General features: G+C 70.4%; 23 protein-coding genes. 9 read left to right on the forward strand and 14 right to left on the reverse strand.

Annotated elements, in window-relative coordinates; all coding sequences use genetic code 11:
• Positions 1–22 precede the first annotated feature (22 nt).
• Positions 23–529 (forward strand): hypothetical protein, encoded by a 507-nt coding sequence (locus ACFWU9_RS13100; RefSeq protein WP_384317392.1) that lies wholly within the window; start codon positions 23–25, stop codon positions 527–529.
• Between the two features lie 199 nt (positions 530–728).
• Here ACFWU9_RS13100 and ACFWU9_RS13105 read toward each other — a convergent pair whose 3' ends face one another.
• Positions 729–1901 (reverse strand): acyl-CoA dehydrogenase family protein, encoded by a 1173-nt coding sequence (locus ACFWU9_RS13105; RefSeq protein WP_384317395.1) that lies wholly within the window; start codon positions 1899–1901, stop codon positions 729–731.
• Between the two features lie 228 nt (positions 1902–2129).
• Between ACFWU9_RS13105 and ACFWU9_RS13110 the strand changes: the two genes are divergently transcribed.
• Positions 2130–3476, forward strand: coding sequence for a UDP-glucose dehydrogenase family protein (locus tag ACFWU9_RS13110; RefSeq protein ID WP_384317397.1), 1347 nt, complete (start codon positions 2130–2132; stop codon positions 3474–3476).
• A 54-nt stretch (positions 3477–3530) separates the two neighbouring features.
• Here ACFWU9_RS13110 and ACFWU9_RS13115 read toward each other — a convergent pair whose 3' ends face one another.
• The 4 genes from ACFWU9_RS13115 to ACFWU9_RS13130 form a co-directional block, all read right to left on the reverse strand.
• The gene (locus ACFWU9_RS13115; RefSeq protein WP_384317400.1) at positions 3531–4778 is read right to left on the reverse strand and encodes a membrane dipeptidase; all 1248 of its coding nucleotides are present in this window, start codon (positions 4776–4778) and stop codon (positions 3531–3533) included.
• A gap of 173 nt (positions 4779–4951) precedes the next feature.
• Positions 4952–6145, reverse strand: coding sequence for a dipeptidase (locus ACFWU9_RS13120; RefSeq protein ID WP_384317403.1), 1194 nt, complete (start codon positions 6143–6145; stop codon positions 4952–4954).
• A 7-nt stretch (positions 6146–6152) separates the two neighbouring features.
• Positions 6153–6677, reverse strand: coding sequence for a 5-(carboxyamino)imidazole ribonucleotide mutase (purE, locus tag ACFWU9_RS13125; RefSeq protein WP_384317406.1), 525 nt, complete (start codon positions 6675–6677; stop codon positions 6153–6155).
• Positions 6674–7813 carry a 5-(carboxyamino)imidazole ribonucleotide synthase gene (locus ACFWU9_RS13130; protein WP_384317409.1) on the reverse strand — a complete coding sequence of 380 codons (1140 nt, stop codon included), beginning with the start codon at positions 7811–7813 and terminating at the stop codon, positions 6674–6676. The genes purE and ACFWU9_RS13130 overlap by 4 nt, the downstream gene beginning before the upstream one ends.
• 144 nt (positions 7814–7957) lie before the next feature.
• Between ACFWU9_RS13130 and ACFWU9_RS13135 the strand changes: the two genes are divergently transcribed.
• On the forward strand, positions 7958–8479 hold the full coding sequence (locus ACFWU9_RS13135) for a GtrA family protein (RefSeq protein ID WP_384317412.1): 522 nt from the start codon (positions 7958–7960) through the stop codon (positions 8477–8479).
• Here ACFWU9_RS13135 and ACFWU9_RS13140 read toward each other — a convergent pair.
• Both ACFWU9_RS13140 and ACFWU9_RS13145 read right to left on the reverse strand, forming a co-directional pair.
• Positions 8472–9737 (reverse strand): ATP-binding protein, encoded by a 1266-nt coding sequence (locus ACFWU9_RS13140; RefSeq protein WP_384317414.1) that lies wholly within the window; start codon positions 9735–9737, stop codon positions 8472–8474. The genes ACFWU9_RS13135 and ACFWU9_RS13140 overlap by 8 nt on opposite strands.
• A 70-nt stretch (positions 9738–9807) precedes the next feature.
• Positions 9808–10485 (reverse strand): response regulator transcription factor, encoded by a 678-nt coding sequence (locus tag ACFWU9_RS13145; RefSeq protein WP_189109494.1) that lies wholly within the window; start codon positions 10483–10485, stop codon positions 9808–9810.
• Positions 10486–10758: 273 nt separating this feature from the next.
• Between ACFWU9_RS13145 and ACFWU9_RS13150 the strand changes: the two genes are divergently transcribed.
• Positions 10759–12312, forward strand: coding sequence for a peptide MFS transporter (locus ACFWU9_RS13150; protein ID WP_384317417.1), 1554 nt, complete (start codon positions 10759–10761; stop codon positions 12310–12312).
• A 138-nt stretch (positions 12313–12450) separates the two neighbouring features.
• Here the strand turns inward: ACFWU9_RS13150 and ACFWU9_RS13155 are convergent, their stop codons facing one another.
• Complete coding sequence (locus tag ACFWU9_RS13155) at positions 12451–12939, reverse strand: ATP-binding protein (protein WP_384317420.1); 489 nt, start codon at positions 12937–12939, stop codon at positions 12451–12453.
• Positions 12940–13130: 191 nt separating this feature from the next.
• Positions 13131–13499, reverse strand: coding sequence for an STAS domain-containing protein (locus tag ACFWU9_RS13160; RefSeq protein WP_189109497.1), 369 nt, complete (start codon positions 13497–13499; stop codon positions 13131–13133).
• Between the two features lie 326 nt (positions 13500–13825).
• On the opposite strand from ACFWU9_RS13160, the gene ACFWU9_RS13165 reads away from it, so the two are divergent.
• A complete protein-coding gene (locus ACFWU9_RS13165; protein ID WP_384317422.1) occupies positions 13826–14731 on the forward strand; it encodes an RNA polymerase sigma factor SigF in 906 nt (301 codons plus the stop codon).
• Positions 14732–14886: 155 nt separating this feature from the next.
• Positions 14887–15147, forward strand: coding sequence for a DUF397 domain-containing protein (locus ACFWU9_RS13170; RefSeq protein ID WP_384317424.1), 261 nt, complete (start codon positions 14887–14889; stop codon positions 15145–15147).
• Between the two features lie 5 nt (positions 15148–15152).
• Here ACFWU9_RS13170 and ACFWU9_RS13175 read toward each other — a convergent pair whose 3' ends face one another.
• From ACFWU9_RS13175 to ACFWU9_RS13195, 5 genes are all read right to left on the reverse strand, one after another.
• Entirely contained in the window at positions 15153–15593 is a 441-nt protein-coding gene (locus ACFWU9_RS13175; protein WP_384317427.1) for an NUDIX hydrolase, read from the reverse strand.
• A 22-nt stretch (positions 15594–15615) separates the two neighbouring features.
• Positions 15616–16407 (reverse strand): STM4013/SEN3800 family hydrolase, encoded by a 792-nt coding sequence (locus ACFWU9_RS13180; RefSeq protein ID WP_384317429.1) that lies wholly within the window; start codon positions 16405–16407, stop codon positions 15616–15618.
• Positions 16404–16916, reverse strand: coding sequence for a hypothetical protein (locus tag ACFWU9_RS13185; RefSeq protein WP_384317432.1), 513 nt, complete (start codon positions 16914–16916; stop codon positions 16404–16406). Before ACFWU9_RS13185 ends, ACFWU9_RS13180 begins: the two co-directional genes overlap by 4 nt.
• On the reverse strand, positions 16909–17550 hold the full coding sequence (locus ACFWU9_RS13190; protein ID WP_384317435.1) for a dTMP kinase: 642 nt from the start codon (positions 17548–17550) through the stop codon (positions 16909–16911). Before ACFWU9_RS13190 ends, ACFWU9_RS13185 begins: the two co-directional genes overlap by 8 nt.
• A gap of 139 nt (positions 17551–17689) precedes the next feature.
• Positions 17690–18574 carry a radical SAM protein gene (locus tag ACFWU9_RS13195; RefSeq protein WP_384317438.1) on the reverse strand — a complete coding sequence of 295 codons (885 nt, stop codon included), beginning with the start codon at positions 18572–18574 and terminating at the stop codon, positions 17690–17692.
• Between the two features lie 162 nt (positions 18575–18736).
• On the opposite strand from ACFWU9_RS13195, the gene ACFWU9_RS13200 reads away from it, so the two are divergent.
• The 3 genes from ACFWU9_RS13200 (at position 18737) to ACFWU9_RS13210 (ending at position 23680) form a co-directional block, all read left to right on the forward strand.
• Positions 18737–20071, forward strand: a complete 1335-nt coding sequence (locus tag ACFWU9_RS13200) for a helix-turn-helix domain-containing protein (protein ID WP_384317440.1) — start codon at positions 18737–18739, stop codon at positions 20069–20071.
• Between the two features lie 293 nt (positions 20072–20364).
• Positions 20365–21516, forward strand: a complete 1152-nt coding sequence (locus tag ACFWU9_RS13205) for a DegT/DnrJ/EryC1/StrS family aminotransferase (protein WP_384317657.1) — start codon at positions 20365–20367, stop codon at positions 21514–21516.
• On the forward strand, positions 21509–23680 hold the full coding sequence (locus tag ACFWU9_RS13210) for a lipopolysaccharide biosynthesis protein (protein ID WP_384317443.1): 2172 nt from the start codon (positions 21509–21511) through the stop codon (positions 23678–23680). Before ACFWU9_RS13205 ends, ACFWU9_RS13210 begins: the two co-directional genes overlap by 8 nt.
• The last annotated feature ends 64 nt before the right edge of the window (positions 23681–23744 follow it).

Here is a 23744-nt window from a genome sequence, read left to right on the forward strand (position 1 = left end):
CCTCTCGGAACGGGATCGACTCGTGCACCACCACGGCTATCTATGGACCGGCCCGAAGGAGCGCTTCGACCAGGAGGCGCTGCGACGACCCCCGCATGCTGAGCCGCCCCCTGCCGGAAGCAAGGAAGAACTGATCCAGCGGTACCGCGACGTAGCCGCAGAGTTCCCCACGTCGGATCTGCCGCCGCTGGAAACGGCTTTCTGGCTGATCAAGCCCCATTCCTTGGTTTGTGGCACGTGGGAGGAGGCGAAGGAAGCCGCGTCATGGCTCGGTGAGCAGCTGGCCGAGTACGCGCCTCGGCTCGCGTCGGACAGTGACCGGGACACCGCGCGCCTGGCCCGGCTGGTGAACGCTGCGGCCGAGCAACTGCGCTCCGGTACTGATGTGTCGTACGGCTTCTACCTGGAACGTCCCTCGTATCTGTCCCTGGCAGTGGTGACCTGTTCCCCGAATCGCGCGAACGCTGAACTGGCCTGCCCGGTGCCGCCCGGCGCGGACGACCCGACGGAGGCATCAGCGGTCGCCTGATACGCGTACGACAACAGCCCCCGGCGCGACGCCGGGGGCTGTGTTGTTTGTGCGGTCAGTGGCTGTCTTCAACCCGGCATCTGCCCAGGATTCCCCCGGCATGACGCCCAGGAACGGCCCTGATCGGGCCGTAACGGGCAGAGAGCCGAGAGTGCCCCCTCCGGGCCTTCGAAACAGCTTCTGACCTGCAAAAGCCCTGCTAGGGGAGGTTGCGCGCCATGACGATGCGCTGGATCTGGTTCGTGCCCTCGTAGATCTGGGTGATCTTGGCGTCGCGCATCATCCGTTCCACCGGGTAGTCGCGCGTGTAGCCGTAGCCGCCGAGGAGCTGGACCGCGTCCGTCGTGATCTCCATCGCCACGTCGGAGGCGAAGCACTTGGCGGCGGCGCCGAAGAAGGTCAGGTGCTCCTTGTCGCCCCCGTCGGAGACGCGCTGGGAGCGGGCCGCCGCCGAGTAGGTGAGCTGGCGGGCCGCCTCCAGCTTCATCGCCATGTCGGCGAGCATGAACTGGACGCCCTGGAAGTCTCCGATGGGCTTGCCGAACTGCTTGCGCTCCTGGACGTAGCCCGTCGCGTAGTCGAGCGCGCCCTGGGCGATGCCGAGGGCCTGGGCCGCGATCGTGATGCGGGTGTGGTCCAGGGTCTTCATCGCCGTCGCGAAGCCCGTGCCCTCGGCGCCGATGAGCCGGTCGGCCGGGATGCGGACGTTGTCGAGGTAGACCTCGCGGGTCGGGGAGCCCTTGATGCCGAGCTTCTTCTCCGGGGCACCGAAGGAGACACCCTCGTCGCCCTTCTCGACGACGAACGCCGAGATGCCCTTCGTACGGAGGGCGGGGTCGGTGACGGCCATCACCGTGTAGTACTCGGACACGCCCGCGTTGGTGATCCAGCGCTTCACACCGTTGAGGACGTAGCTGTCGCCGTCCCTTACGGCCTTGGTCTTCATGCCGCCGGCGTCGGAGCCCGCGTCCGGCTCGGAGAGGCAGTACGAGAACATCGCCTCGCCCCTGGCCAGCGGGCCGAGGTACTTCTTCTTCAGGTCCTCGCCGCCGGAGAGGACGACGGGCAGCGAGCCGAGCTTGTTCACGGCCGGGATCAGGGAGGACGACGCGCACGCGCGGGCGACCTCCTCGATGACGATCACCGTGGCCAGGGCGTCCGCCCCGGCGCCGCCGTACTCCTCGGGGACATGGACCGCGTGCAGATCCGCGGAGACCAGCGCGTCCAGCGCCTCCTGGGGGAAGCGGGCTTCCTCGTCCACGGCGGCGGCGAACGGCGCGATCTTCGCCTCGGAGAGAGCGCGCACCGCCTCCCGGAGCATGTCGTGCTCCTCCGACGGGCGGTACAGGTCGAAATCAGCCGATCCGGCCACGGTCTCCCACTCCCCTGCATGCTAACTACCGTTAAGTAACACTAATTTTAGAGGTCCGGGACGCCGCGATGTACGTGAGTTTCCCGACAGCTTCCGCACCTTGCCCGCGGGCGACCGAAAAGGCGTCCGGAGCACGGGGCTATGCTCGGCCGCGCACTGACGGTGCGATCGCGGCCGCGATCGCACGCCGGGCGCACCGGAACCCGACCGCACTCCCAGGAGCACCCCATGGCCCTCAAGATCACTGTGATCGGTACCGGCTACCTCGGCGCCACGCACGCCGCGGCCATGGCGGAACTGGGCTTCGACGTCCTGGGGCTCGACGTCGTCCCCGAGAAGATCGAGATGCTGTCCGCGGGCCGGGTCCCGATGTACGAGCCCGGTCTGGAGGAGCTGCTGCGGCGCCATGTCGAGGGCATCGAGGGGTCGAGCGGCCGGCTGCGCTTCACCACCTCCTGGGAGGAGATCGGCGCCTTCGGCGACGTCCACTTCGTCTGTGTGAACACCCCGCAGAAGCACGGCGAGTACGCGTGCGACATGAGCTACGTGGAGAGCGCCTTCGACTCGCTGGCCCCGCAGCTGCGCCGGGCGGCGCTCGTGGTCGGCAAGTCGACCGTGCCCGTCGGCAGCGCCGAGCGGCTCGCGGGGCGGCTCACCGAGCTGGCGCCGGCGGGCGACGAGGTCGAGCTGGCCTGGAATCCGGAGTTCCTGCGGGAGGGCTTCGCCGTACAGGACACGCTCCACCCGGACCGGATCGTGGTCGGCGCCCGGAGCGAGCGCGCCGAGAAGCTGCTGCGCGAGGTGTATGCGACCCCGGTCGGCGAGGGATCGCCGTTCGTCGTGACGGACTTCCCCACCGCCGAGCTGGTGAAGACCGCCGCGAACTCCTTCCTCGCCACCAAGATCTCCTTCATCAACGCGATGGCCGAGGTCTGCGAGGCGGCCGGCGGCGACGTCGCGAAGCTGGCGGAGGCCATCGGCTACGACGAGCGCATCGGCAGCAAGTTCCTCCGGGCCGGGATCGGTTTCGGCGGCGGCTGTCTGCCCAAGGACATCCGGGCGTTCATGGCGCGGGCGGGCGAGCTGGGCGCCGACCAGGCGCTGACGTTCCTGCGCGAGGTCGACTCGATCAACATGAGGCGCCGTGGTCACATGGTGGAGCTGGCGCGCGAGGCCGTCGGGGGCGACTCGTCGTTCCTCGGGAAGCGGGTCGCGGTCCTCGGCGCGACGTTCAAGCCGGACTCGGACGACGTACGCGACTCCCCCGCGCTCAACGTCGCCGGGCAGATCCATCTCCAGGGCGGCCAGGTCACCGTGTACGACCCGAAGGGCATGGACAACGCGCGCGGGCTCTTCCCGACGCTCGGTTACGCCGGGTCCGCGCTGGAGGCGGTGCGCGGCGCGGATGTCGTCCTGCATCTGACCGAGTGGCGCGAGTTCCGGGAGCTGGACCCGGCCGAGCTCGGCGAGGCCGTGTCACGGCGTCTGATCCTCGACGGGCGCAACGCGCTGGACCCGGTGGTCTGGCGCGGGGCCGGCTGGACGTACCGGGCGATGGGACGGCCGAGGGCCTGACCCAACCGGCGCGGCGGAGGAGACCGACCGTGCCGGGGTCCGCGCCGGGGCCGACTACCGGCGTACGTCGTCCAGTTCCTCGATCGTCGCGGTCGACGGCGGGCGCCGCTGCTGGGCGGCGCGTGCCAGGAACTCGGTGTCGCGCAGCACGCGTGCCGCGTTGCCCCAGGTGAGATCGGTGATGGCGGTGTCGGTCCAGCCGCGGTCGAGCAGTTCGGTGATCAACAGCGGGTAGCACGAGGTGTCTTCGAGGCCGACGGTGTGCGGTGTCCCCGACTCGCGGCCGTACGTCCCGGAGAGGCCGACGCACTCCGGGCCCGCCACCTCCCGTACGCGCTCGACATGGTCCGCGACGTCGGAGAGCGACGGGCCCTTCCCGTCGTCGGCGATCCGATCCCGGGCGAGCCTCTCGCCCGGGAACCGATCGTGCGCGAGCCGCTCGCCCGTGAGCTGCTCGGCCGCGAAACTCACCATGCAGACGCCGTTGTTGGCGCCGAGCAGCGTGAGGATGTCGTCCGGTACGCCGCCGTCGCCGGGCCACTCGCCGACGGCGCGGGCGACGGAGTGGGAGAACATCGCCGGTGCCTTGGTGACGGCGAAGGTGGCGCGCATCGTCTCGTCGGAGGTGCCGGACAGATCGATGATGACGCCGAGCCGGTTCATCTCGCGTACGACCTCGTGGCCGAAGCGGCTGAGCCCGTCCTCGGCCCAGCGCGCGCCCGCGAGGGAGAGGGCACGCACACCGAGGAAGTGGAAGGCGCGCAGGGTGGCGAGCGAGTCGCCCATGGCCGGTCCCGACGCGGGACCGAGGAGCGAGGCGACCCGACCGCAGTTGCGGGCGTCGGCCAGGTCCCCGGCGCCGAGCGCGAGGCGCAGGCTCTCCGGGTAGGACGAGATCAGGTCCCGTACGAGGTCGATCAGCTCCAGCGTGCTGCCGACGGCGCGGCCTTCGCGGACCGCCTCCGCGTCGGCCTCGACGGACCAGAACTGCCCGCCCAGCGCGCCCGCCTTGATCCTCGGCATGTCGGTGTCGAGGAAGGTGTCGCCCTGTTCGAGGTCGTGGCCGTGGCTGGTGCCCCGGCGGCGCAGCAGGGTGGGGGCGAGGCTGTTGTGGCCGTCGACGACGGGGTGCGAGGCCAGCAGTACGCGGGCACGCTCGGCGGACGACGCGGGTGTGGCCAGGGAGGCGGTGTCGGTCGTCACCGTCCCGGCCGACGGGTCCTCCTGCGGCCCGTCGAGATCACCGGCCGCGGCAGTCGTGTCCGTGTCGGTGTCGTAGGGGTCGTCCTGCAGATCTGCCATGACGAGGCTCCGTGGGTGCGACGGCAGTACGGCCACCGTGCCACGGGCGGACGGACGGGTCGCGGCGGACGCGGCGTTCGGGGGTACGCCAGCGGGCGCGGGCGACCGGCAACGGCCCGCGCCCCGCGTAGGGAATCGCGTACGAATCGCTTACGGAATCGCGTACGGGACCCTCAGCCGTCCAGTTCCTCGATGGTCGCCGTCGACGGCCCGCGCTCCGCGCGCAGCGCCCGGGCCACGTCCTCCGAGGCGCGCAGCACCCGTACCGCGTTGTGCCAGGTCAGCTTGGCCAGGTCCTCGGGGGACCAGCGGCGGGCGAGGAGTTCCGCGACGAGGTTCGGGTAGCCGGCGACGTCCTGGAGGCCGTCCGGCGTGAACGCCGTGCCGTCGAAGTCCCCGCCGATCCCGATGTGGTCGATGCCCGCGACCTCGCGCATATGGTCCAGATGGTCGGCGACCGTCGCCGCCGTGGCCGTCGGGCGCGGGTTGGCCGCCTCGAAGGCCCGGTGGATCTCCATCCCCGACTCGGTGGTGTCGAGGGGGTGCGCGCCGTGCTCGCGCATGTTCTCGTCGGCGGCCCGCGTCCAGGCGATCGCCTCGGGAAGGATGAACTTCGGTACGAAGGTGGCCATCGCGACGCCGCCGTTGGCCGGCAGCAGTTCCAGCACGTCGTCCGGGATGTTGCGCGGGTGGTCGCAGACCGCCCGCGAGGAGGAGTGCGAGAAGAGGACGGGCGCGGCGCTGGTGGCGAGCGCGTCGCGCATCGTGGTGGCGGCGACGTGCGAGAGGTCGACCAGCATCCCGGTGCGGTTCATCTCGCGTACGACCTCGTGGCCGAAGGGCGAGAGCCCGCCCACGCCCGGCTCGTCGGTCGCCGAGTCGGCCCACGCGAGGTTGTCGTTGTGCGTGAGCGTCATGTACCGCACCCCGAGCGCGTACAGGGCGCGCAGCGTGGCGAGGGAGTTGTTGATGGAGTGGCCGCCCTCGGCGCCCATCAGGGAGGCGATCCGGCCGGTGCGCCGGGCGTTCTCCATGTCGTCGGCGGTGCGGGCCCCGGCGAAGTCGTCGGGGTAGCGGGCGATCATGCGCCCGACGACGTCGATCTGCTCCAGGGTCGCGCTGACGGCCGAGTCGCCGGCCATGTCGGAGCGCACGTACACCGACCAGAACTGCGCCCCCACCCCGCCCGCCCGCAGCCGGGGGATGTCGGTGTGCAGATACGCCGACTGGTCGTCGGCGAGGTCGCGGCGGTCGAGGTCGTAGGCGACCTGCTCGCGCAGCGCCCACGGAAGGTCGTTGTGCCCGTCGACCACGGGGAAGTCCTCGAGCAGTTCGCGGGCCCGCTCCAGATAGTCCTCGGTGTTCATGGGGCCCTCACTTCCCGAAGCCGAAGCTGTCGTGACCGCTGACCTTGGCTCGCAGGAGTCTGCCCTTGTCCGTCGCCTGTTCGTTGAGGCTCCGCTGGAAGTCCTCCATACGGCTCCGCAGCGCGGGGTCGTGCGCCGCGAGGATCCGCGCGGCCAGCAGACCGGCGTTACGGGCTCCTCCTACGGAGACGGTGGCGACCGGCACGCCCGCGGGCATCTGCACGATCGACAGCAGCGAGTCCAGGCCGTCGAGGTACTTCAGCGGTACGGGGACGCCGATGACCGGCAGCGGTGTGACGGAGGCCAGCATGCCCGGCAGATGGGCGGCGCCGCCGGCGCCCGCGATGATCGCCCTGAGTCCGCGTCCGGCCGCCTCCTCGCCGTACGCGACCATCTCGCGCGGCATCCGGTGGGCGGAGACGACGTCGACCTCGTAGCCGATCCCGAACTCGTCGAGCGCCCGTGCGGCGCCCTCCATGACGGGCCAGTCGGAGTCCGACCCCATGACGACGCCGATCTGGGGAGAGCTCATGCGGTGATCGTCCCTCGGAGGTAACCGGCGGCGTGGCGGGCGCGCTCCAGCACGTCGTCCAGGTCGTCACCGTAGGTGTTGACGTGGCCCACCTTGCGGCCGGGCTTCACGTCCTTGCCGTACATGTGGATCTTGAGCTGGGGGTCATGGGCCATGCAGTGCAGATACGCCGCGTACATGTCGGGGTAGTCGCCGCCCAGCACGTTGCACATGACCGTCCACGGCGCACGCGGGCGCGGGTCGCCGAGCGGCAGGTCGAGCACGGCCCGTACGTGGTTGGCGAACTGCGAGGTGATCGCGCCGTCCTGCGTCCAGTGACCCGAGTTGTGCGGGCGCATGGCCAGCTCGTTGACAAGGATGCGGCCGTCGGCCGTCTCGAACAGCTCGACGGCGAGATGACCGACGACGCCCAGCTCGGCGGCGATCCGCAGCGCGAGCCGCTGCGCCTCGCCGGACAGTTCGTCCGAGAGGCCGGGCGCGGGCGCGATGACGGTGTCGCAGACGCCGTCGACCTGCCGGGACTCCACGACGGGGTACGCGACGGCCTGGCCGTGCGGCGAGCGCACGATGTTGGCGGCGAGCTCCCGGACGAAGTCGACCTTCTCCTCGGCGAGGACGGGGACACCGGCGCGGAAGGGCCTCTCGGCGTCGTCCTCCGATCGGGCGACCCAGACGCCCTTTCCGTCGTAGCCGCCGCGCACCGTCTTCAGGACGACGGGGAAGCCGCCGACCTCAGCGGCGAAGGCCGCGACATCGGCGGGGTCGGTGACCACGCGGTGGCGCGGGCTCGGGGCGCCCAGCTCGGTGAGCCTGGCGCGCATCACGCCCTTGTCCTGCGCGTGCACGAGAGCGTCGGGCCCGGGGCGTACGGGGATGCCGTCCGCCTCCAGGGCGCGCAGATGCTCGATCGGTACGTGCTCGTGGTCGAAGGTGATCACGTCACAGCCGCGCGCGAAGGCGCGCAGGGTCTCCAGATCGGTGTGGTCGCCGACGACCACATCGGCGACCACCTGGGCCGCGGAGTCCTGCGGGGTCTCGCTGAGGAGCTTGAATCTGAGGCCGAGGGGGATGCCCGCCTCGTGGGTCATACGGGCGAGCTGACCGCCGCCGACCATGCCGACTACCGGGAACGTCACACTCCCAGGGTATCCGTCGCCGGGTCCGGCACGGTCCGGTGGTTACAGTGGGCCGGTCGGGCGCCGCCGTGGCGCCTCGAACGACTTCACCGGCGGGAGCGCTCGCCGGACGAACACGCCGACCGGACGAGGCTGAGCGAGAAGATGACTGCCGCGCCTTCGCAGCGACCATCCCTGCGGGAGCGGTTGTCCCTGCTCGCCCGTGAGATCGCCAAGTTCGGCGCGGTCGGCGGGGTGGGGCTACTGGTCAATCTGGCCGTCTTCAACCTCGTACGGCACACCACCGAGCTCCAGGTGGTGCGGGCCAGCATCCTGGCCACCGTCGTGGCGATCGCCTGCAACTACGTGGGCTTCCGCTACTTCGCCTACCGGGACCGGGACAAGAGCCGCCGGACGAAGGAGCTGACGCTCTTCCTGCTGTTCAGCGCGGTCGGACTGGTCATCGAGAACGGTGTGCTCTACACCGCGACGTACGGCTTCGGCTGGGACGGGCCGCTGCAGAGCAACGTGTTCAAGTTCATCGGGATCGGCGTGGCGACGCTGTTCCGCTTCTGGTCCTACCGCACCTGGGTGTTCCGCCGGCTCCGGCCCGAGCCGGTCGCCGTGCCCGAGCGGGTGCCGGAGACGGAGCGGGTGCCGGAGGCGGAGCCCGGCACGGTCACCTGACGGTCTTCTTCGGCTCCTTGCGGATACGCACCTCGCGGCTGAGGAAGAGCGCGAAGACCGGCGGCTGCTGCTGGAGCAGTTCGAGCCGTCCGCCGTCCGCCTCCGCCAGGTCACGGGCGACCGCGAGGCCGATGCCCGTCGAGTTGTGCCCGCTGATCGCCCGCTCGAAGATCCGTGACCCGAGGTCGGCCGGGACACCGGGGCCCTCGTCCGTCACCTCGATCACGGCCTGGTTGCCGGTGATCCGGCTGCGCAGGGCGACCGTGCCGCCGCCGTGCATCAGGGAGTTCTCGATCAGCGCGGCGAGGACCTGCGCGACGGCGCCCGGGGTGCCGACGGCCCGCATGTGCTGGGTGCCGGAGCAGACGATGGCCCGGCCGGCGCTGCGGTAGGCCGGGCGCCACTCCTCGATCTGCTGCTGCACGACGTCGTCGAGGTCGAAGACGATGGCGGAGCCGGTGCGGGCGTCGCGCGAGTTGGTGAGCAGCCGCTCCACCACGTCCGTCAGCCGCTCGACCTGGGTGAGGGCGATCGTCGCCTCGTCCTTGACGGTGTCCGGGTCGTCGGTGGTGGAGATCTCCTCCAGCCGCATGGAGAGCGCGGTCAGGGGCGTACGGAGCTGGTGGGAGGCGTCGGCGGCCAGCCGGCGCTCGGCGGTCAGCATCCGCGCGATCCGCTCGGCGCTGGCGTCGAGGACATCGGCGACCCGGTCCAGCTCGGGGACGCCGTACCGCTTGTGGCGGGGGCGCGGGTCGCCGGAGCCGAGCCGTTCGGCGGTCTCGGCGAGGTCGGTGAGCGGTGACGCGAGCTTGTTGGCCTGGCGTACGGCGAGCAGGACGGCGGCGATCACGGCGAGCAGTGCCACCGCGCCGATGATCATCAGGGTGCGGCCGAGTTCCTCGGTGACCGAGGCGCGGGACTCCTCGACGGTGACGGTCTCGCCCTGCTCGCCCTCGGCGCTGCCCCTGATGGCGCCGTCCTCGGGGCGGTCGCCGATCTCGACGGTCGGGCGGCCGGGGATCTCGACCTTGGCGTACCGCCCGCCCTCGATCTGCTCCCGCAGGATCGCCTCGGTGACGCGCTCACCACCGAGCAGCCGGCTGTCGACGATGCTGACCAGCCGGACGGCCTCCAGGTCCACCCGCTCCTGGGCGCTGTTGGTGATGGTCCGGGTCTCGACGATGACGAGCGAGACCCCAAAGACGGCGATCACGACGAGCACCACGGCGAGCGTGGAGTTGATCAGACGACGGCGCACTGTGCCCTACTTCTGTTCGGCCCTTGCCTCTGTCCGCCGGGTCTCCGCGGACCGGGCCGGACCGCCGGCGTCAGCTCTTCTCGAAACGGAAACCGACACCCCGTACGGTCGCGATGTACCGCGGGTTCGCCGCGTCGTCGCCCAGCTTCTTGCGCAGCCACGAGATGTGCATGTCCAGGGTCTTGGTGGAGGACCACCAGGTGGTGTCCCAGACCTCGCGCATCAGCTGGTCGCGGGTGACGACCCGGCCCGCGTCCCTGACCAGGACCCGCAGCAGGTCGAACTCCTTCGCGGTGAGCTGGAGCTCCTCCTCGCCCATCCAGGCCCGGTGCGACTCGACGTCGATGCGGACGCCGTGCGTGGTGGGCGAGGCGGCCGGTTCGCTCGCGCCGCGCCGGAGCAGGGCCCGGACCCGGGCAAGCAGTTCGGCCAGCCGGAAGGGCTTGGTCACGTAGTCGTCCGCGCCGGCGTCCAGGCCGACCACCGTGTCCACCTCGTCGGCGCGGGCGGTCAGCACCAGCAGCGGCACCGAGTGGCCCTCGGAGCGCAGTCTCCGGGCGACTTCGAGACCGTCCATGCCGGGGAGCCCCAGGTCGAGTACGACCAGGTCCACTCCGCCCTGGAGGCCGGCTTCGAGCGCGGTGGGACCGTCTTCGCGTACCTCCACCTCGTAGCCCTCCCTGCGCAGGGCGCGGGCCAGCGGCTCCGAGATGGACGCGTCGTCCTCGGCGAGCAGTACACGGGTCATGGGTTGATGGTAGTCCGCGTGGAGGAGCCTCCGGGCAGTGATCGCCGATGCCTGTGGCTCTGGGATGCGATTGGGCCACCCGCCTTCGAAAGTGACCCAAGGTGTGACAGAGACCTGCGATTCCCCCCTCAGGGCCTACCTTGCGCCCCTCCGTCGTCACGCACGGTGGCGTGACGTCCCGTAGGACCGACCCGTAGGACCAATTGGGGTTCTTTAGCCGCTCGCACGCCGAAGATCCCCTTTTCATGAGCCCGGTCGGGCAAGGATCGCCCCATGGCGTCCAGCCTCACCAAGGACTCCCCCGAACCGACCGGCGGCCGCCCCAGGGCCCCCGGCCCCCACGGCGTTCCCGAGAAGACGTTCTTCGGCCACCCGCGCGGTCTGGCCACGCTCTTCATGACGGAGATGTGGGAACGCTTCAGCTTCTACGGCATGAAGGCCCTGCTCACGATCTATCTGATCTCCGGCGGGCCCGACGCGTCGAAGGGGCTCCAGGAGGGCGGTCTGGGGCTGACCGTCGCCACCACCACGGCGGTCTACTCGATCTATCTGTCGATGGTCTATCTGCTGGCGATGCCCGGCGGCTGGCTGGGCGACCGGGTCTGGGGCCCGCGCAGGACCGTGACGATCGCGGCCTGCACCATCATGGCCGGCCATCTGACGCTCGCCCTGCCGGGCTCGGGCACCTTCTTCGCCGGTCTGGCGCTGGTGGCTCTCGGCTCGGGGCTGCTGAAGTCCAACATCTCCACGATGGTCGGCCATCTCTACGACGGCACCGACGACCCGCGCCGCGACGGCGGCTTCACCATCTTCTACATGGGCATCAACACCGGCGCCTTCTTCGCGCCGCTGATCATCGGCACCGTCGGTGAGAAGTACAGCTGGCACCTCGGCTTCGCGCTCGCCGCGCTCGGCATGGGCATCGGGCTGTTCGTGTTCCTGCTCGGTACGAAGCATCTGGCCCCGCGGAGCAGTCAGGTCCCGACGCCGCTCTCCCGCGAGGAGCGGGCGAGGTGGCTGACGAAGGGGCTGACCTGGCTGCTGATCGGCTCCGCCTTCTACGGGCTCGCCGTCCTCACCGGCCACTTCACCATCAACTGGGCGATGGTGCCGCTGACGCTGGCGGGCATCGTCATCCCGGCCGGGGTGCTGGTCCGGATGAAGCGCGACACGGATCTGTCGCCCGACGAGCAGACGAAGATGTCCGGCTACATCTGGTTCTTCGTGGCGGCGGCCGTCTTCTGGATGATCTACGACCAGGGCGGCTCGACGATCCAGGCGTTCGGTACGACGAAGGCCGCCGACCATGTCTTCGGGATCGGCTTCCCCACGTCCTGGTACCAGTCGCTGAACCCGGTCTTCATCATGGCGCTGGCCCCCGTGACGGCCTGGCTCTGGCTCTGGCTGAACCGGCGGGGGCAGGAGCCCAGCACGGTCGTGAAGTTCGCCGCGGGCCTGGCCTTCGTCGGCGTCTCGTTCTTCTTCTTCCTGATCCCGCTGGTCCTCGCGGCAGACGGCACCCTGGTCAGCCCGGTGTGGCTGGTGGGCATCTATCTGATCCAGACGGTGGGCGAGCTGTGTGTCTCACCGGTCGGTCTGTCGGTGACGACGAAGATGGCGCCGGCCAAATACGCCGGTCGGATGATGGGCGTCTGGTTCCTCGCGGTCACCGCGGGCGACTCGGTGACGGGGATGCTCTCGATCGCCGGGGTGGATCTGAGCCGTACGGGGGTGGTCGCCGGGGAGGCGGCGCTGGCCACGCTCGCGGGCTTCGCGGTCTTCATGTACCGCAGGACGGTGCGTGCGCAGATGGGCGACGTGCGCTGAGGGGCTGGCGGGGGGACATGTGCCTCCCCCCGGGCCCTCCGGCGCTCCGGGGCCACGGGACGGGCTCTCGGGGCCGCGTCCCGGCGTTCTCCCCGCCGGGCGCCGGCTGTCCCGCCGCTGCGCTGCGCTGCCGCGTCGCTAGGACGGGGCCGCGAGGATCGCCCAGACCGTCTTGCCGGGCGCTCCCGGCGTACGGGAGACGCCCCAGTCCAGACAGAGCCGCTGCACGATGAACATGCCGTGCCCGCCCGGGCGCCCGGCGCGGTGCGGCGTACGGGGCGCGGGCTGGCCCGTGCCCCGGTCGGTGACCTCCAGGCGCAGCATCTTCGTGTCGGTCGAGACGCGCAGCTCTTCGGGGCCCTCGGCGTGCAGACAGGCGTTGGTTACCAGCTCGGAGACGACGAGCAGCACGTCCTCGGCCGCGGCGCGGCGGTCGGCGGTCTCGGCCGGCAGCCAGCCCCAGTCGTAGAGCGCCTGACGGGTGAAGTCGCGGGCCATCGGGACGATGCCGCTGGCGCTGCCCAACGCCAGGGTGCGTACCCGGCTTTCGGACCCGGCGGAGTGGGTACCCGCGCCGTCCGGCTCGGAGCCGAAGTCGCCCGGCGGAAACTGCCGGGTGGTGCTCATCAGCGCTTCACCTCACCGATTCACCGGTTCGCGAATTAGTCGTTACATCGGTACAGAGAGTGCCTGGTCTGTCCCGACCGGTCCGGGGTCTCTTCTGCCCGCCGTAATCGTGACAACACCCACAAGACCTACGTGGGTGACGTGACACTTGCAACATCTCGCGCGCCCGGGGCCCCCGTACGGCCCCCGGGTCAGTCCGCAAGAGCCGCTTCCAGCGAATCGTGCACGGTGAAGACCGCGTCGGCGCCGGTGATTTCGAAAACCCTGGCGACCACGGGCAGCATCGCGGCCAGATGGACCGCTCCGCCCGCGGCCTCGGCCTTGAGACGGGCCCCGAGCAGGACGTTCAGTCCCGTCGAGTCACAGAATTCGAGCTGCGAGCAGTCGATCACCAGCCGTACCCGGCCTTGGTCGAGTGCTTCGTCCAGGGGTGCGCGCAACAGCTCCGCGGTGTGGTGATCCAACTCACCCGCGGCTGTCACGACCTCACTCCGGCCCTCGGTCCGAACTTCGACCCGAAGCCGGCCCCGGTTCGTGCTGCCGACCGTCTGGCGGTCCATGCCCGTCCGTCCCTCTTCTGCCGTGTCGTGCGCCGTCGTCAGATGTTTCAGAAGTTGTCGCATGTCGCGCTGTGATCGTGTCCGTCTTCGCGTCATGAGGCGTCGACGTCCGACGAAACATTACGCCTTTCAAACGGGCTGCGGTAGCCAATCTCCCCCACAAGGCGGACATATGTACGAATTGACACTTGCGTGTCTCCGCGCTGAACCGATAGGGCTAGTAACGACAAGAACCAGACCGACACGACCGGCTATGGAGGCGCCGCAAACCGCAGCAGCGCGTATTGGCATCGGCAGCCATATGCCGAGAACGTATGGAGGAGACCATGTCACCCCGGCTCGACGAACCGCGTACCCACGACGCGCCGTCGACAATCCCGTCCGAACCTGACGAGACCGGCGCCACATCCGCGCCCGGTTTCCCGGGCCTCGATGACATGCCAGAGATCCCGCCCTTCGACGAGGTCGGCGCCCTGGACGCCCGGGCGCTGTCCAAGACGCTCTTCGAGCGCCTCGAAGGCCTGGAAGAGGGCACCCACGAGCACGCGTACGTGCGCAACACCCTGGTCGAGCTGAATCTCGCCCTGGTCAAGTTCGCCGCCTCCCGGTTCCGCTCCCGCAGCGAGCCGATGGAGGACATCATCCAGGTCGGCACGATCGGACTGATCAAGGCGATCGACCGCTTCGAGCTCAGCAGGGGCGTCGAGTTCCCCACCTTCGCGATGCCGACGATCGTCGGCGAGATCAAGCGCTTCTTCCGCGACACGTCGTGGTCGGTGCGCGTACCGCGCAGGCTCCAGGAGCTCCGTCTCGAACTGGCCAAGGCCGGCGACGAGTTGTCCCAGCAACTGGACCGCGCCCCGACCGTCGGCGAACTCGCCGAGCGGCTCGGCATCACCAACGACGAGGTCGTCGAGGGGATGGCGGCGAGCAACGCCTACACGGCCAGCTCGCTGGACGCGCAGCCCGAGGAGGACGACACCGAGGGCGCCCTGTCGGACCGTATCGGCTACGAGGACCACGGGATCGAGGGCATCGAGTACGTCGAGTCGCTGAAGCCCCTGATAGCCGGCCTGCCGGCCCGCGACCGCACGATCCTCTCGCTGCGGTTCGTGGCCAACATGACGCAGTCGGAGATCGGCGAGGAGCTGGGCATCTCCCAGATGCACGTGTCACGCCTGCTGTCACGCACGCTGGTCAGGCTGCGGAAGGGCCTGACGCTGGAGGAGTGAGCAGGACGATCCCCCCAGCCAACTCCCCCCACGGCCCGGCGGCCGGCTCCGGCCCCCGCCGGGCCGTCGGCGTCGCGGCCGAGAGTATGTAGATGAGCCGCCCCTCCCTGACGAGAAACGAGTACGCGCGCTCCCGCGCGTGCTTGGTCACGTCCGTGAGCCGTGTACGCGACGGCCGCGCGGCGGACGGGTCGATCTGGTCGACCATGTACTCGGCGCGCATCGCCACCGTCTTCACGAAAGCAAGCGCATCCGGGGCGTCAGTCGCAACCGACTGCGTCGAGGTGGCCCAGACCGCCGACGGTGGACGCGCCGCACGCGACATCAAGAACCGCGCGGCCGGGACCCAGTTCTACACTCCCGCCCAGTGGTCCGTGTTCGTCACCGGTATCAAGCGCGGTGAACTCGGCGCGTAGGGCACCTACGGCCGCACATTCCTGTCTGCCAGTAGCAGGGCGAGCGGACCGGCAGGCAGAAGGAAACGGCCGTCGGCGGCGGCGGTGAGGGCTTCTGTCATCGGCCACCACGCGAGCTTGAAGTCCGCCTCGCTCGGGCTCAGCTCCTGCGGTCCCAACGACAGTTGGCGGGCCTCGAACAGGTGGATACGGGCTGTGGAGGCCAGGGTGATGGCGTACGAGCCGAGCGGTCGCCACTGGCCGGCGGTGATACCGGCCTCTTCCCGCAGCTCCCGACGGGCGCAGTCCTCGGGGCTCTCGCCGTCTTCGCGACGCCCACCGGGCAGGAACAGATACTCGCCGCCGTGGCGCGGGAAGTCAGCGGCCAGGATGGCTAGCCGGCCGCTGTCGTCGCGCGCCACGATCACCGACGCGTCGCGGGTGGGGGCACTGGGTTCGTCGCTCATGCCCGGCGAGCGTAGCGGGGGTTCAACCCCGGAGCATCGCCGCGTACGGGACGTTCATCACCACGGGGTGAGCGATTCCCCGACCGCGGAAACCGTCCTCTCCGAAGGCGTCGCCGTGGTCGGCGCACATGATGATCAGCCACCGACGGCAGGCGGTCAGCGTGGCGATCAACCGTCCGAGGTGTTCGTCGGCGTAGGCCAGGGCAGCGGCTTGGGACCGTGCGCTGTCTGTGCAGTCGCCGAGGTAATGCCCATGAGGAACGTGCGTGGCCGAGACGTTGACGAACAGGAACAGGGGCTCGATGACGCGTTCGGCCACTTCGAGCGCGCAGTCGACCTGATGACGAGTGGAGTCGGGTTCGGACGAGCAGAATTCGGGGCGCCAGTAGTCCTCGTCGAACATGTCGGGCAGGACGGATCCGAGCGGTGTCTCACGGGAGAAGTAGGTGACGCCGCCGATGCACACGGTTCGGTAGCCGTGCCGACCGAGCCCGGTCAGAAGGTTCGGGGCCTCGAACACGAGGGTTTGGGCGGGCACCGTCTTGAAGGCGGGCGGCCGACACTCCCAGAGGCGGGTCGGTTGCTCGGGCTGGGGGAGCTTGGGCAGGAACCCGGAGAAGAAAGCCATGTGAGCGGGAAGCGTGAAGCTGCCCGGGGTGTCCCGCCGTTCCCAGCCTCCTTCCGGTAAGAGCCTCGCGAGGCGGGGAGTGCTGCCGTCATCCAGGGTGGAGCGCGCGACGTCGTAGCGCAGTGAGTCCAGGGTGATGAACAGGATGTCCGTTCCGGAATGAACGACTTCAGCCGCATTGATCACCGCTCGTCTCCTTCGTTGTCGGTGAACGGGTGGTAGCACTCGACATGCCCCTTGGCCCTCTCGTTGACGGGCAGCGGAACGCGGTCCGCCGCGATCAGTTGCCGGATCCCGGCGAGCCCCCGCTCCTCTCCCAGAGGCCTGCCATCGGGCCCGTACAAAGCGATGCGGACGTTCTCCGTGTCGTCTTCGCCCGCCGTGGTGGAGACGTGTACGCCAGGAACGGCTCCGGCCTCACGCATGGCCTCCAGGAGAGCGGCCTCGTCGGCAACGCCGAAGTCCAGAACCGTGCACGCGTAGTGCTGGGCGTTGACGGCGCCCCGGCACAGCCGAGCCAGGAACGCGGCGCTGGTGCCTTGTCCGTCGTGGGCGACAACGATCCGGCCGGCTTTCACGGTGACGACGAGGCAGGCGCCGAGCCACCAGGCGACGCCTTCGTGGAGTTCTCCTGGGAAGCGGCCACTCGCGCCGCCGTCGCGGATCACGGCCTCGGCGTTGATCGGGTTAAGCACGCATCGCCTCCAGGTGGGTGGCGATCTGTCCGGCGAGCTGATCGGGGGTCGAGTGGTCGGTGTCCAGGACGACGGCGGTGGAATCGGCGGCGGCCACCGACTCGAAGTTCTCCATGAGTTGCTTGAGGCGGCCGGGTACCTCGAACAGGTCCGTGTCGTCCTTCTTCAGATCCCGTTTGTTCCCCATCCGTTCGCGCAGCACCGGCTCCGAACAGAGCAGGTAGAACGTGTGATCAGGGACGACGAGGTAGCCGCGAAAGGGCTCCGGCAGCCGGGCGACGTCGGCGGTGGCGACCCGGTGGGCTGCGGCATGGCAGGCGACCACGGATGACGTGTACCGGTCGGCGATCAACGGTCCTGCTGTCAGGGCCGACCGGGTGCGGTCGGAGACGTGCAGGAGTCCGGAGAGGTAGAACGCGAACTGCGGCAGCGGCCGAAGCCGGCCGGCGGCTTGCGCCGACCAGTCCACGTGCGGCGCGGTCAGGGTGTGGAGAGAGGCCCCGCCGAGCCGTTCGGCCAGGATGCGGGCCAGGGTGGTCTTCCCTACACCGGAGACGCCTTCCAGGACGACAAAGGGGCCCGGCTGACCGTGATGGTCCGGCGCGATCGGTGCGTAAGCGGGCGGCAGGCTCACAGGGTCCCCACGCTGAATGACGAAATGTGCCCGGCGACAGCTTCGGCCAGCCGCTGGGGGTCGTCCAGCAGGGCTTTGACGTTCAGGTGCAGGTCCGGGCGCAGGAGGCACGGCTGGATGCCGCCTGAGTGGTCGAATCTCAGAGCCCAGAACCCTTCGACGCACTGCGGGCGGAGCGGGCAGGTCCGCACTGACCGACGTGGTGGCGGCCGAGGCTGCGGTGGATGACCTCGATCTTCACGCCGTCGACCCGGAAGACCCGGCGGCCCTGTCCGACGCCGACGACTTCACTGTGCTCGTCACGGGTGAGTGTCCGCAGATGGGCGATGACGCCGTCGGCGGAGACCGCGGTGGACCGTTGGTCCTGGTTGAACTCGGTCTCGACCAGTTCGATGAACTGGACCGGCATCCGCTGGTCCAGAGCGAAGTCCAGGATGTGCCGCACCTCGTGGACGTTCTGCTTCAGCAGCAGGCAGTTCAGCTCGACATGGTCGACGATCCCGCGAGCGATGTCGATGCCGTCGAGAATTGCGTCGATCCCGATGCGCGTACCCGCGATCGCGCGAAGGGATTCGTCGGAGAAGTAGTGCAGCGACACCTTGATCTTGTCGAGCAGCGTGTCGCCCAACCAGGACCGATGCGTGCGGATACGGGTCCCGTTCGTGATCAGCGTGTAGGACCCGTCCGGTCCCAGTGGCTCCAGTCCGGTCAAGACCTCGCGGGCCAACGGCGAGGTCAGCGGCTCACCGCCGCTGAAGTAGATCCGCCTCAGCCCTCGCCGGGTCATCGCCCTGATGACCGTGAGGAAGTCTTCGGCGCCGATATCCCGGCGCCGGGGCTGTTGCACGCGGTCGCGGCGAGTCAGAGGAGGCGGGACATCGGCCTCGTTGTGGCAGAAGTAGCAGGCGATGTTGCACCGGGGGGTCAGGGACACTCGGAGCTGTCCACGCAGGGCCGCGAAGTTTTCCAGGGCGGTCCAGTCGACCGCCGTGTCAGCGGTCGGCAACGTGAGGAGTGGGGTCATGGTGTTCTCCAAGGGATGGGAGTGTTCCCCGCCCGAAGACCGAGCGGTCGCCGTCGGGTAGTCACGTTCAGTTAAGGACGGCGACGGGAAGGCGGTAACCCCATGAGAGGGGCCCCACGATGGGTACATTTCATGGGGGTAGCGCCAACTGAGGGGGATGCCATGGCATTTGGTACGCAGCTGGCGGCGTTGCCCTCAGTGCTGCGGCGCGACCCACGATGCGTCGCGGCTATGGCCCGGCGCGACATCGGCGCTCTTTTCGCCCTGGCCCATCACGAGGCGGGGATCAGCTACAACCGCATCGGCGAGGCTTGCGGTATCAGGGCCGAACGGGTCAGCCAGATCGCCCGCGGGAACGGCGAGGTGTCTTCTCTGCCGGTCCTGGAGCGGATCGCGGACGGACTCGGCATTCCGGGTGCGGACTTAGGCTTGGCATCAAGGCCGTGGGAGGCCGGAGTGCCGACAACTCCCCCAATTGATCGAGGAGATGGAGACGATCCGATGAAGCGCCGCGACGTCATGCGCGGCGCGCTCGCTGCCGGTCTGGCAGGTACCGGGCTCGCCGCTGTGACTTCCACCCGCACCGATATCGACGCCGCCCTTGCCGCCGACCATACCCAGCCCGATCTCGACCACTGGCAGTCGACGGCCGAGCGTTACGGCTACGGCTACCACGGCCGGGCGCCCTCGGATGTCCTGTCGAGTCTCCTGGAGGACGTCGAGGAGATGAAGCCGCTTCTCTTCCGGGCGCAGTCCGACCGCAGCCGCACCCAGCTGTGCCACGTCACGGGACAGATGGCGGGCATGGTCGCGATCGTCCTGCACGACCTCGGCGAACACCGCGAGGCCCACCGGTGGTTCGCGACCGCCGGACGAGCCGCCAAACAGTCAGGAGACCAACTTCTGCATGCCTGGGTGCTGGGACGTGAGGCCATGGTGCCGTTGAACTACGGTGCCCCGGCCGCCGCCGCCAAGCTCGCCGACCAGGCCAGGCACCTCGCTGGGAACGGCCCCAGCTCCGCTGCGGCCCTCGCGGCCGCCGTCGCCTCCAGGGCGTACGCGATGGACGGGTACCGGGACAAGGCCCTCGCCGCCGTCTCCGACGTCGAACGGCTGGCCGACCTGCTCACCCCTCAGCAGCGCGCCGACACCTGGTTCGGCTACCCGGTGCAGAAGCATCACGTCCACATGAGCCAGGCTCTCACCCACCTCGGCGAAACCGCCCGCGCGTATGAGACTCAGGCGGCGGCTCTGGAACTGTCCCGGGCGCCGTCGCTCATGACGCGGGCCCTGATCGCGATCGACGAAGCCTGCTGCCGCCTGCATGACGGTGACAGGGCACAGGCAGCCCACATCACCGCCCAGGCATACGGCAGCCTTCCGGCCTCGTATCGGAACGGTCTCACCCGTATCCGCGCTCTGGCCGTGTTCCAAAGGCTCCCGGCCGACACAATCCACCTGGACGACCTCGCCGACCTCCTCGGCGTCGCCGCCTGATTGAGGGCCGGGCCTGAGCGGATGGGCGGCGTCGGGAACGTGGGCCTGGTCTTCCACTCGTAGGCCGGTGAGGTCGCGAACCGCCTCGCCGAGGAGAACCCGGAGATCCTCTCCGGCGCGGTCCCCGTCGACGCCCGGCGCCGGCGCGACGCCGCGGCCTCGTTCGTGCCCGACCGGGCGGAGACCGTATTGACGGGAGCATCCCCCAAGGCCACATTGATCCGGGGGCAGGGGGAAAAGGTATGACTCTTGGGGTGGGCCGGCCGGCGTCGTACGCCGCGCTGGAAGGGCTGATGCGGCGCCGACTCGGCCGGGAGTGTCTGTACGTGCCGTCGTGCCGGCTCGGGCTGTACGTGGCGCTGCGCCACTGGTGCCCACCCGGCGGCCGGGTGCTGATGTCGCCGGTCAACGACGACGTGATCATGTTCGTGGTGCTCGCCGCCGGACTGCGTCCCGTCCAGGCGCCGCTGAACGCGCGGGACGGGTCGATCGATCCGGCGGCCGTCCCGGAGTCCGACTGGCGCGGGCTGTCCGCCGTACTGACCACGAATCTGTACGGGAATCCCGACCCGGCGCCCGAACTGCGCGCCCGCTGCGAGGCGTTGGGCATCCCGTTGATCGAGGACGCGGCCCACGCCATCGGCAGCCGGCTGGCGGGCCGGGCCGTCGGCACCTTCGGGGACGCGGCCGTCTTCAGCCTCTCCAAGCATGTGGGCGCCAAGACCGGCGGCTTCCTCGCCGTGGCCGACCCGGCGCTCCGTACGGAGCTGGCGGCGGCCCGGGACGCGCTCCTCGAACCGTCCAGGCTCGCCGCCGAACTCACCTACGCCGTCAGGCCGTACGCGGAGGCAGGCCTACGCGGGCTGCGCCTGGTGCGGGCGGCGCGCGGGCTGCTGCGCGCGGCGGGCGCGCAGGAGCGCCGGGAGATCCGGATGGAGCTGCGTCCGGGTGATCTGAAGGACGCGCTGGCCGGTGGGCCCGGACTGGGCGGCTTCGACTCCTGGGTGCGGGTGGACATGCACCGGTACCGCATCGCGCCGGGCCGGGTGCGCCTCGGACGTACCGAACGGCTGCTGTCGGGGCTCGACCCGCTGCTCGGGGCCCACCGGGCGGGCACGGAGCGGCTGTTGGCGACGCGGTGGGCCGCGCCGGGGCCGCACGAACCGGTGCAGCCGCTGTTCCGGGTGCCGTTGCTGCTCGCCGACCGGGACGCCGCCGTCGCCGCGCTCGCCCGGCGCCGGATCACCACCGGCTATCTGTACGACCCGCCGCTGGACGTGTACGCGGGCGACGTCTTCACCGACGCGTCCCCGCGGCCCGCGCCCGCCGCCTGGTTCGCCCGGCACGCGCTGCCGGCCGATCCCTTACGGGCGGGCGAGATCGTCGCCGCGCTGCGCGCGTCGGGGGCCGAGCCCGCGTCACCGCCGGAGCACGTCGGTGACTGACACCTCGCGTACGGAGACGGTGGCGCGAAAGGCGCCGGTCGCCGGGGGCGAGGGCGAGGGCGCCGACGGCGGAGACCACAGCGACTCGATGTTCCGCAACGCCTACGCGCTGATGCTCTCCACCGGCGTCTCCGCCGCCCTCGGTCTCGGCTTCTGGCTGGTCGCCGCCCGCTACTACACCGAGGAGGCCGTCGGCCAGGGCTCCGCCGCCATCGCCGCCATGCGGCTGCTGGCGTCCCTCACCGCGACCACCATGATCGGCGCGGTGGTCCGATACGTGCCACGCGCCGGGCGCGCGACCGGAGCGCTCGTCTGGCGCGCGTACGCGGTCAGTTCGGCGGTCGTCTGCGTCGCCTGTGTGGTCTTCCTGCTGACGCTCGATCTGTGGGGGCCCTCCTACGCGCCGCTCAGCGGCGTGAGCGCCGGGCTCGTCTTCACCGCCTCGTGCGTCGCCTGGGCGCTGCTCACCCTCCAGGACGGGGTACTGACCGGGCTGCGCAGGGCCTTCTGGGTTCCGATCGGCAACGCCGTCTTCTCCCTCGGCAAACTGCTGCTGCTCGTCGTGTTCGCCACCGCGATGCCGGTCCTCGGTGTCTTCGTGTCCTGGGCGGCGGCCATAGCGCTGTCCGTGCTGCCCCTCGGCTGGCTGGTGTTCCGCCGGCTCATCCCCCGCCAGGCCGCCGCCGACCGGGACCGGGAGCCGCCGCGCCCGGCGGACATCGGGCGGTTCCTGGCCGGGGACTCGGTCGGCGCCCTCTTCAGCCTGGCGATGATCAACCTGCTGCCGGTGATGGTCGCCGTCCGCTTCGACGCGGCGCACAACGCGTTCTTCTACACCGCCTACACCGTGGGCGGGACGATGGAGTTCATGGCCATCAACATGGCCTCCTCCCTCACCGCGCACGCCTCGCACTCCCCCGAGCGGCTGGCCGAGGGCGTACGGGGGGCACTGCGCCGGATGACGTTGCTGCTGGTGCCGGTGGTGCTGGTGCTGGTGCTCTTCGCGCCGCAGGTGCTCGCGCCCTTCGGGGCGGACTACGCCGAGCACGGTTCGACGGTCCTGCGCCTGCTGGCCGCCGCCGCGCTGCCGCGTGTCGTGGTGGAGCTGTACATCGGCGTGCTGCGTGTCCAGGGGCGTACGGGCATGCTCGCCGCCCTCCAGGGCGCCATGTGCGTCTGCGTCCTCGGGAGCGCGGTCGTGCTGCTCGGGCCCGCCGGGATCTCCGGGGCCGGGCTGTCGATGCTGCTCTCCATGACGCTGATCGCGCTGGTGGCCGCGCCGGGACTGCGCTCGGCGCTGAGAAGTCCGGGCCGGGGGCGCGGCGGCAGGGGCGGAGGCAGGAGCCGGGCGGCGGACGAGGCGTACGGGACGACGTGGGCGCGTGAGGCCGCCGAGCGGAGGGCGCGCGCGGGAGACGGCATGGCGGGGCGGAGCCCGTATCCGGGGGCCGGGTACGACACGGCGACCCCGGCCTTCGGACTGCCCGTGGTGTCACCGAAGGCCGCTCCCCGCACCGGGACGGCGGAACGGACCGTGGCCGCCCCGCCCGCGCGGGGGCACCGGTCGGCCGCGGCGCTGTGGGTGCTGCTGGCCCTGGCCGCCGGGCTGTTCTGGGCACCGCTGCGGGACGCGGCGGACATCGGCGCCGACCGGGTCCCGGCGGACCGACTCGTCGCCGCGCTGCCGCCGTTGACCGTTGCGGCGGGAGTTCTGCTGATCGTCGTCCAGTGCGCGTCCGTGGCGCTCGTGCGGGCGCGCCCGTTCCTCCTCACGGCCGGGCTGCTGGCCACGTTCGGCGCACTGCACGGCGCGCCGGTCCTTCTGGGCGTACGGCCCGAGGCGCTGTCCGGCCCCTGGCACCGGCCGCTCACCGACGCGTTCAGCGACGCGCTCACCCGATCGACCGACCGGACGAGTGCTTCGGAGCTTCTGCCCGTCGCGCTGCAACTGCTCTGTCTGGGGCTGCTCGCCGTCGTACTCCGCGCGGCGGGCGCGGACGGGCGGGCGGTCGCGGCGGCGCTCTGGTGCCTGACGGTGGTGGGCTGGTGGGCGCAGGGCGCTTTCGCGGCGGTCGCCGTCCCGGTGACCGGGGGCCTGCTGGCCGTCGCCGCCACCGCCGTACTGGTGCGGTTCTCCGTACGAAGGTCCCCGTCCGGACGCTGAGCGCTTGCGCACATCGGACATATCGGGTCAACTAATGACGTAGTCGGAAATCCGCTTCCTCCTG

It is taken from the genome of Streptomyces sp. NPDC058653 (assembly GCF_042716895.1).
GTDB lineage: Bacteria > Actinomycetota > Actinomycetes > Streptomycetales > Streptomycetaceae > Streptomyces.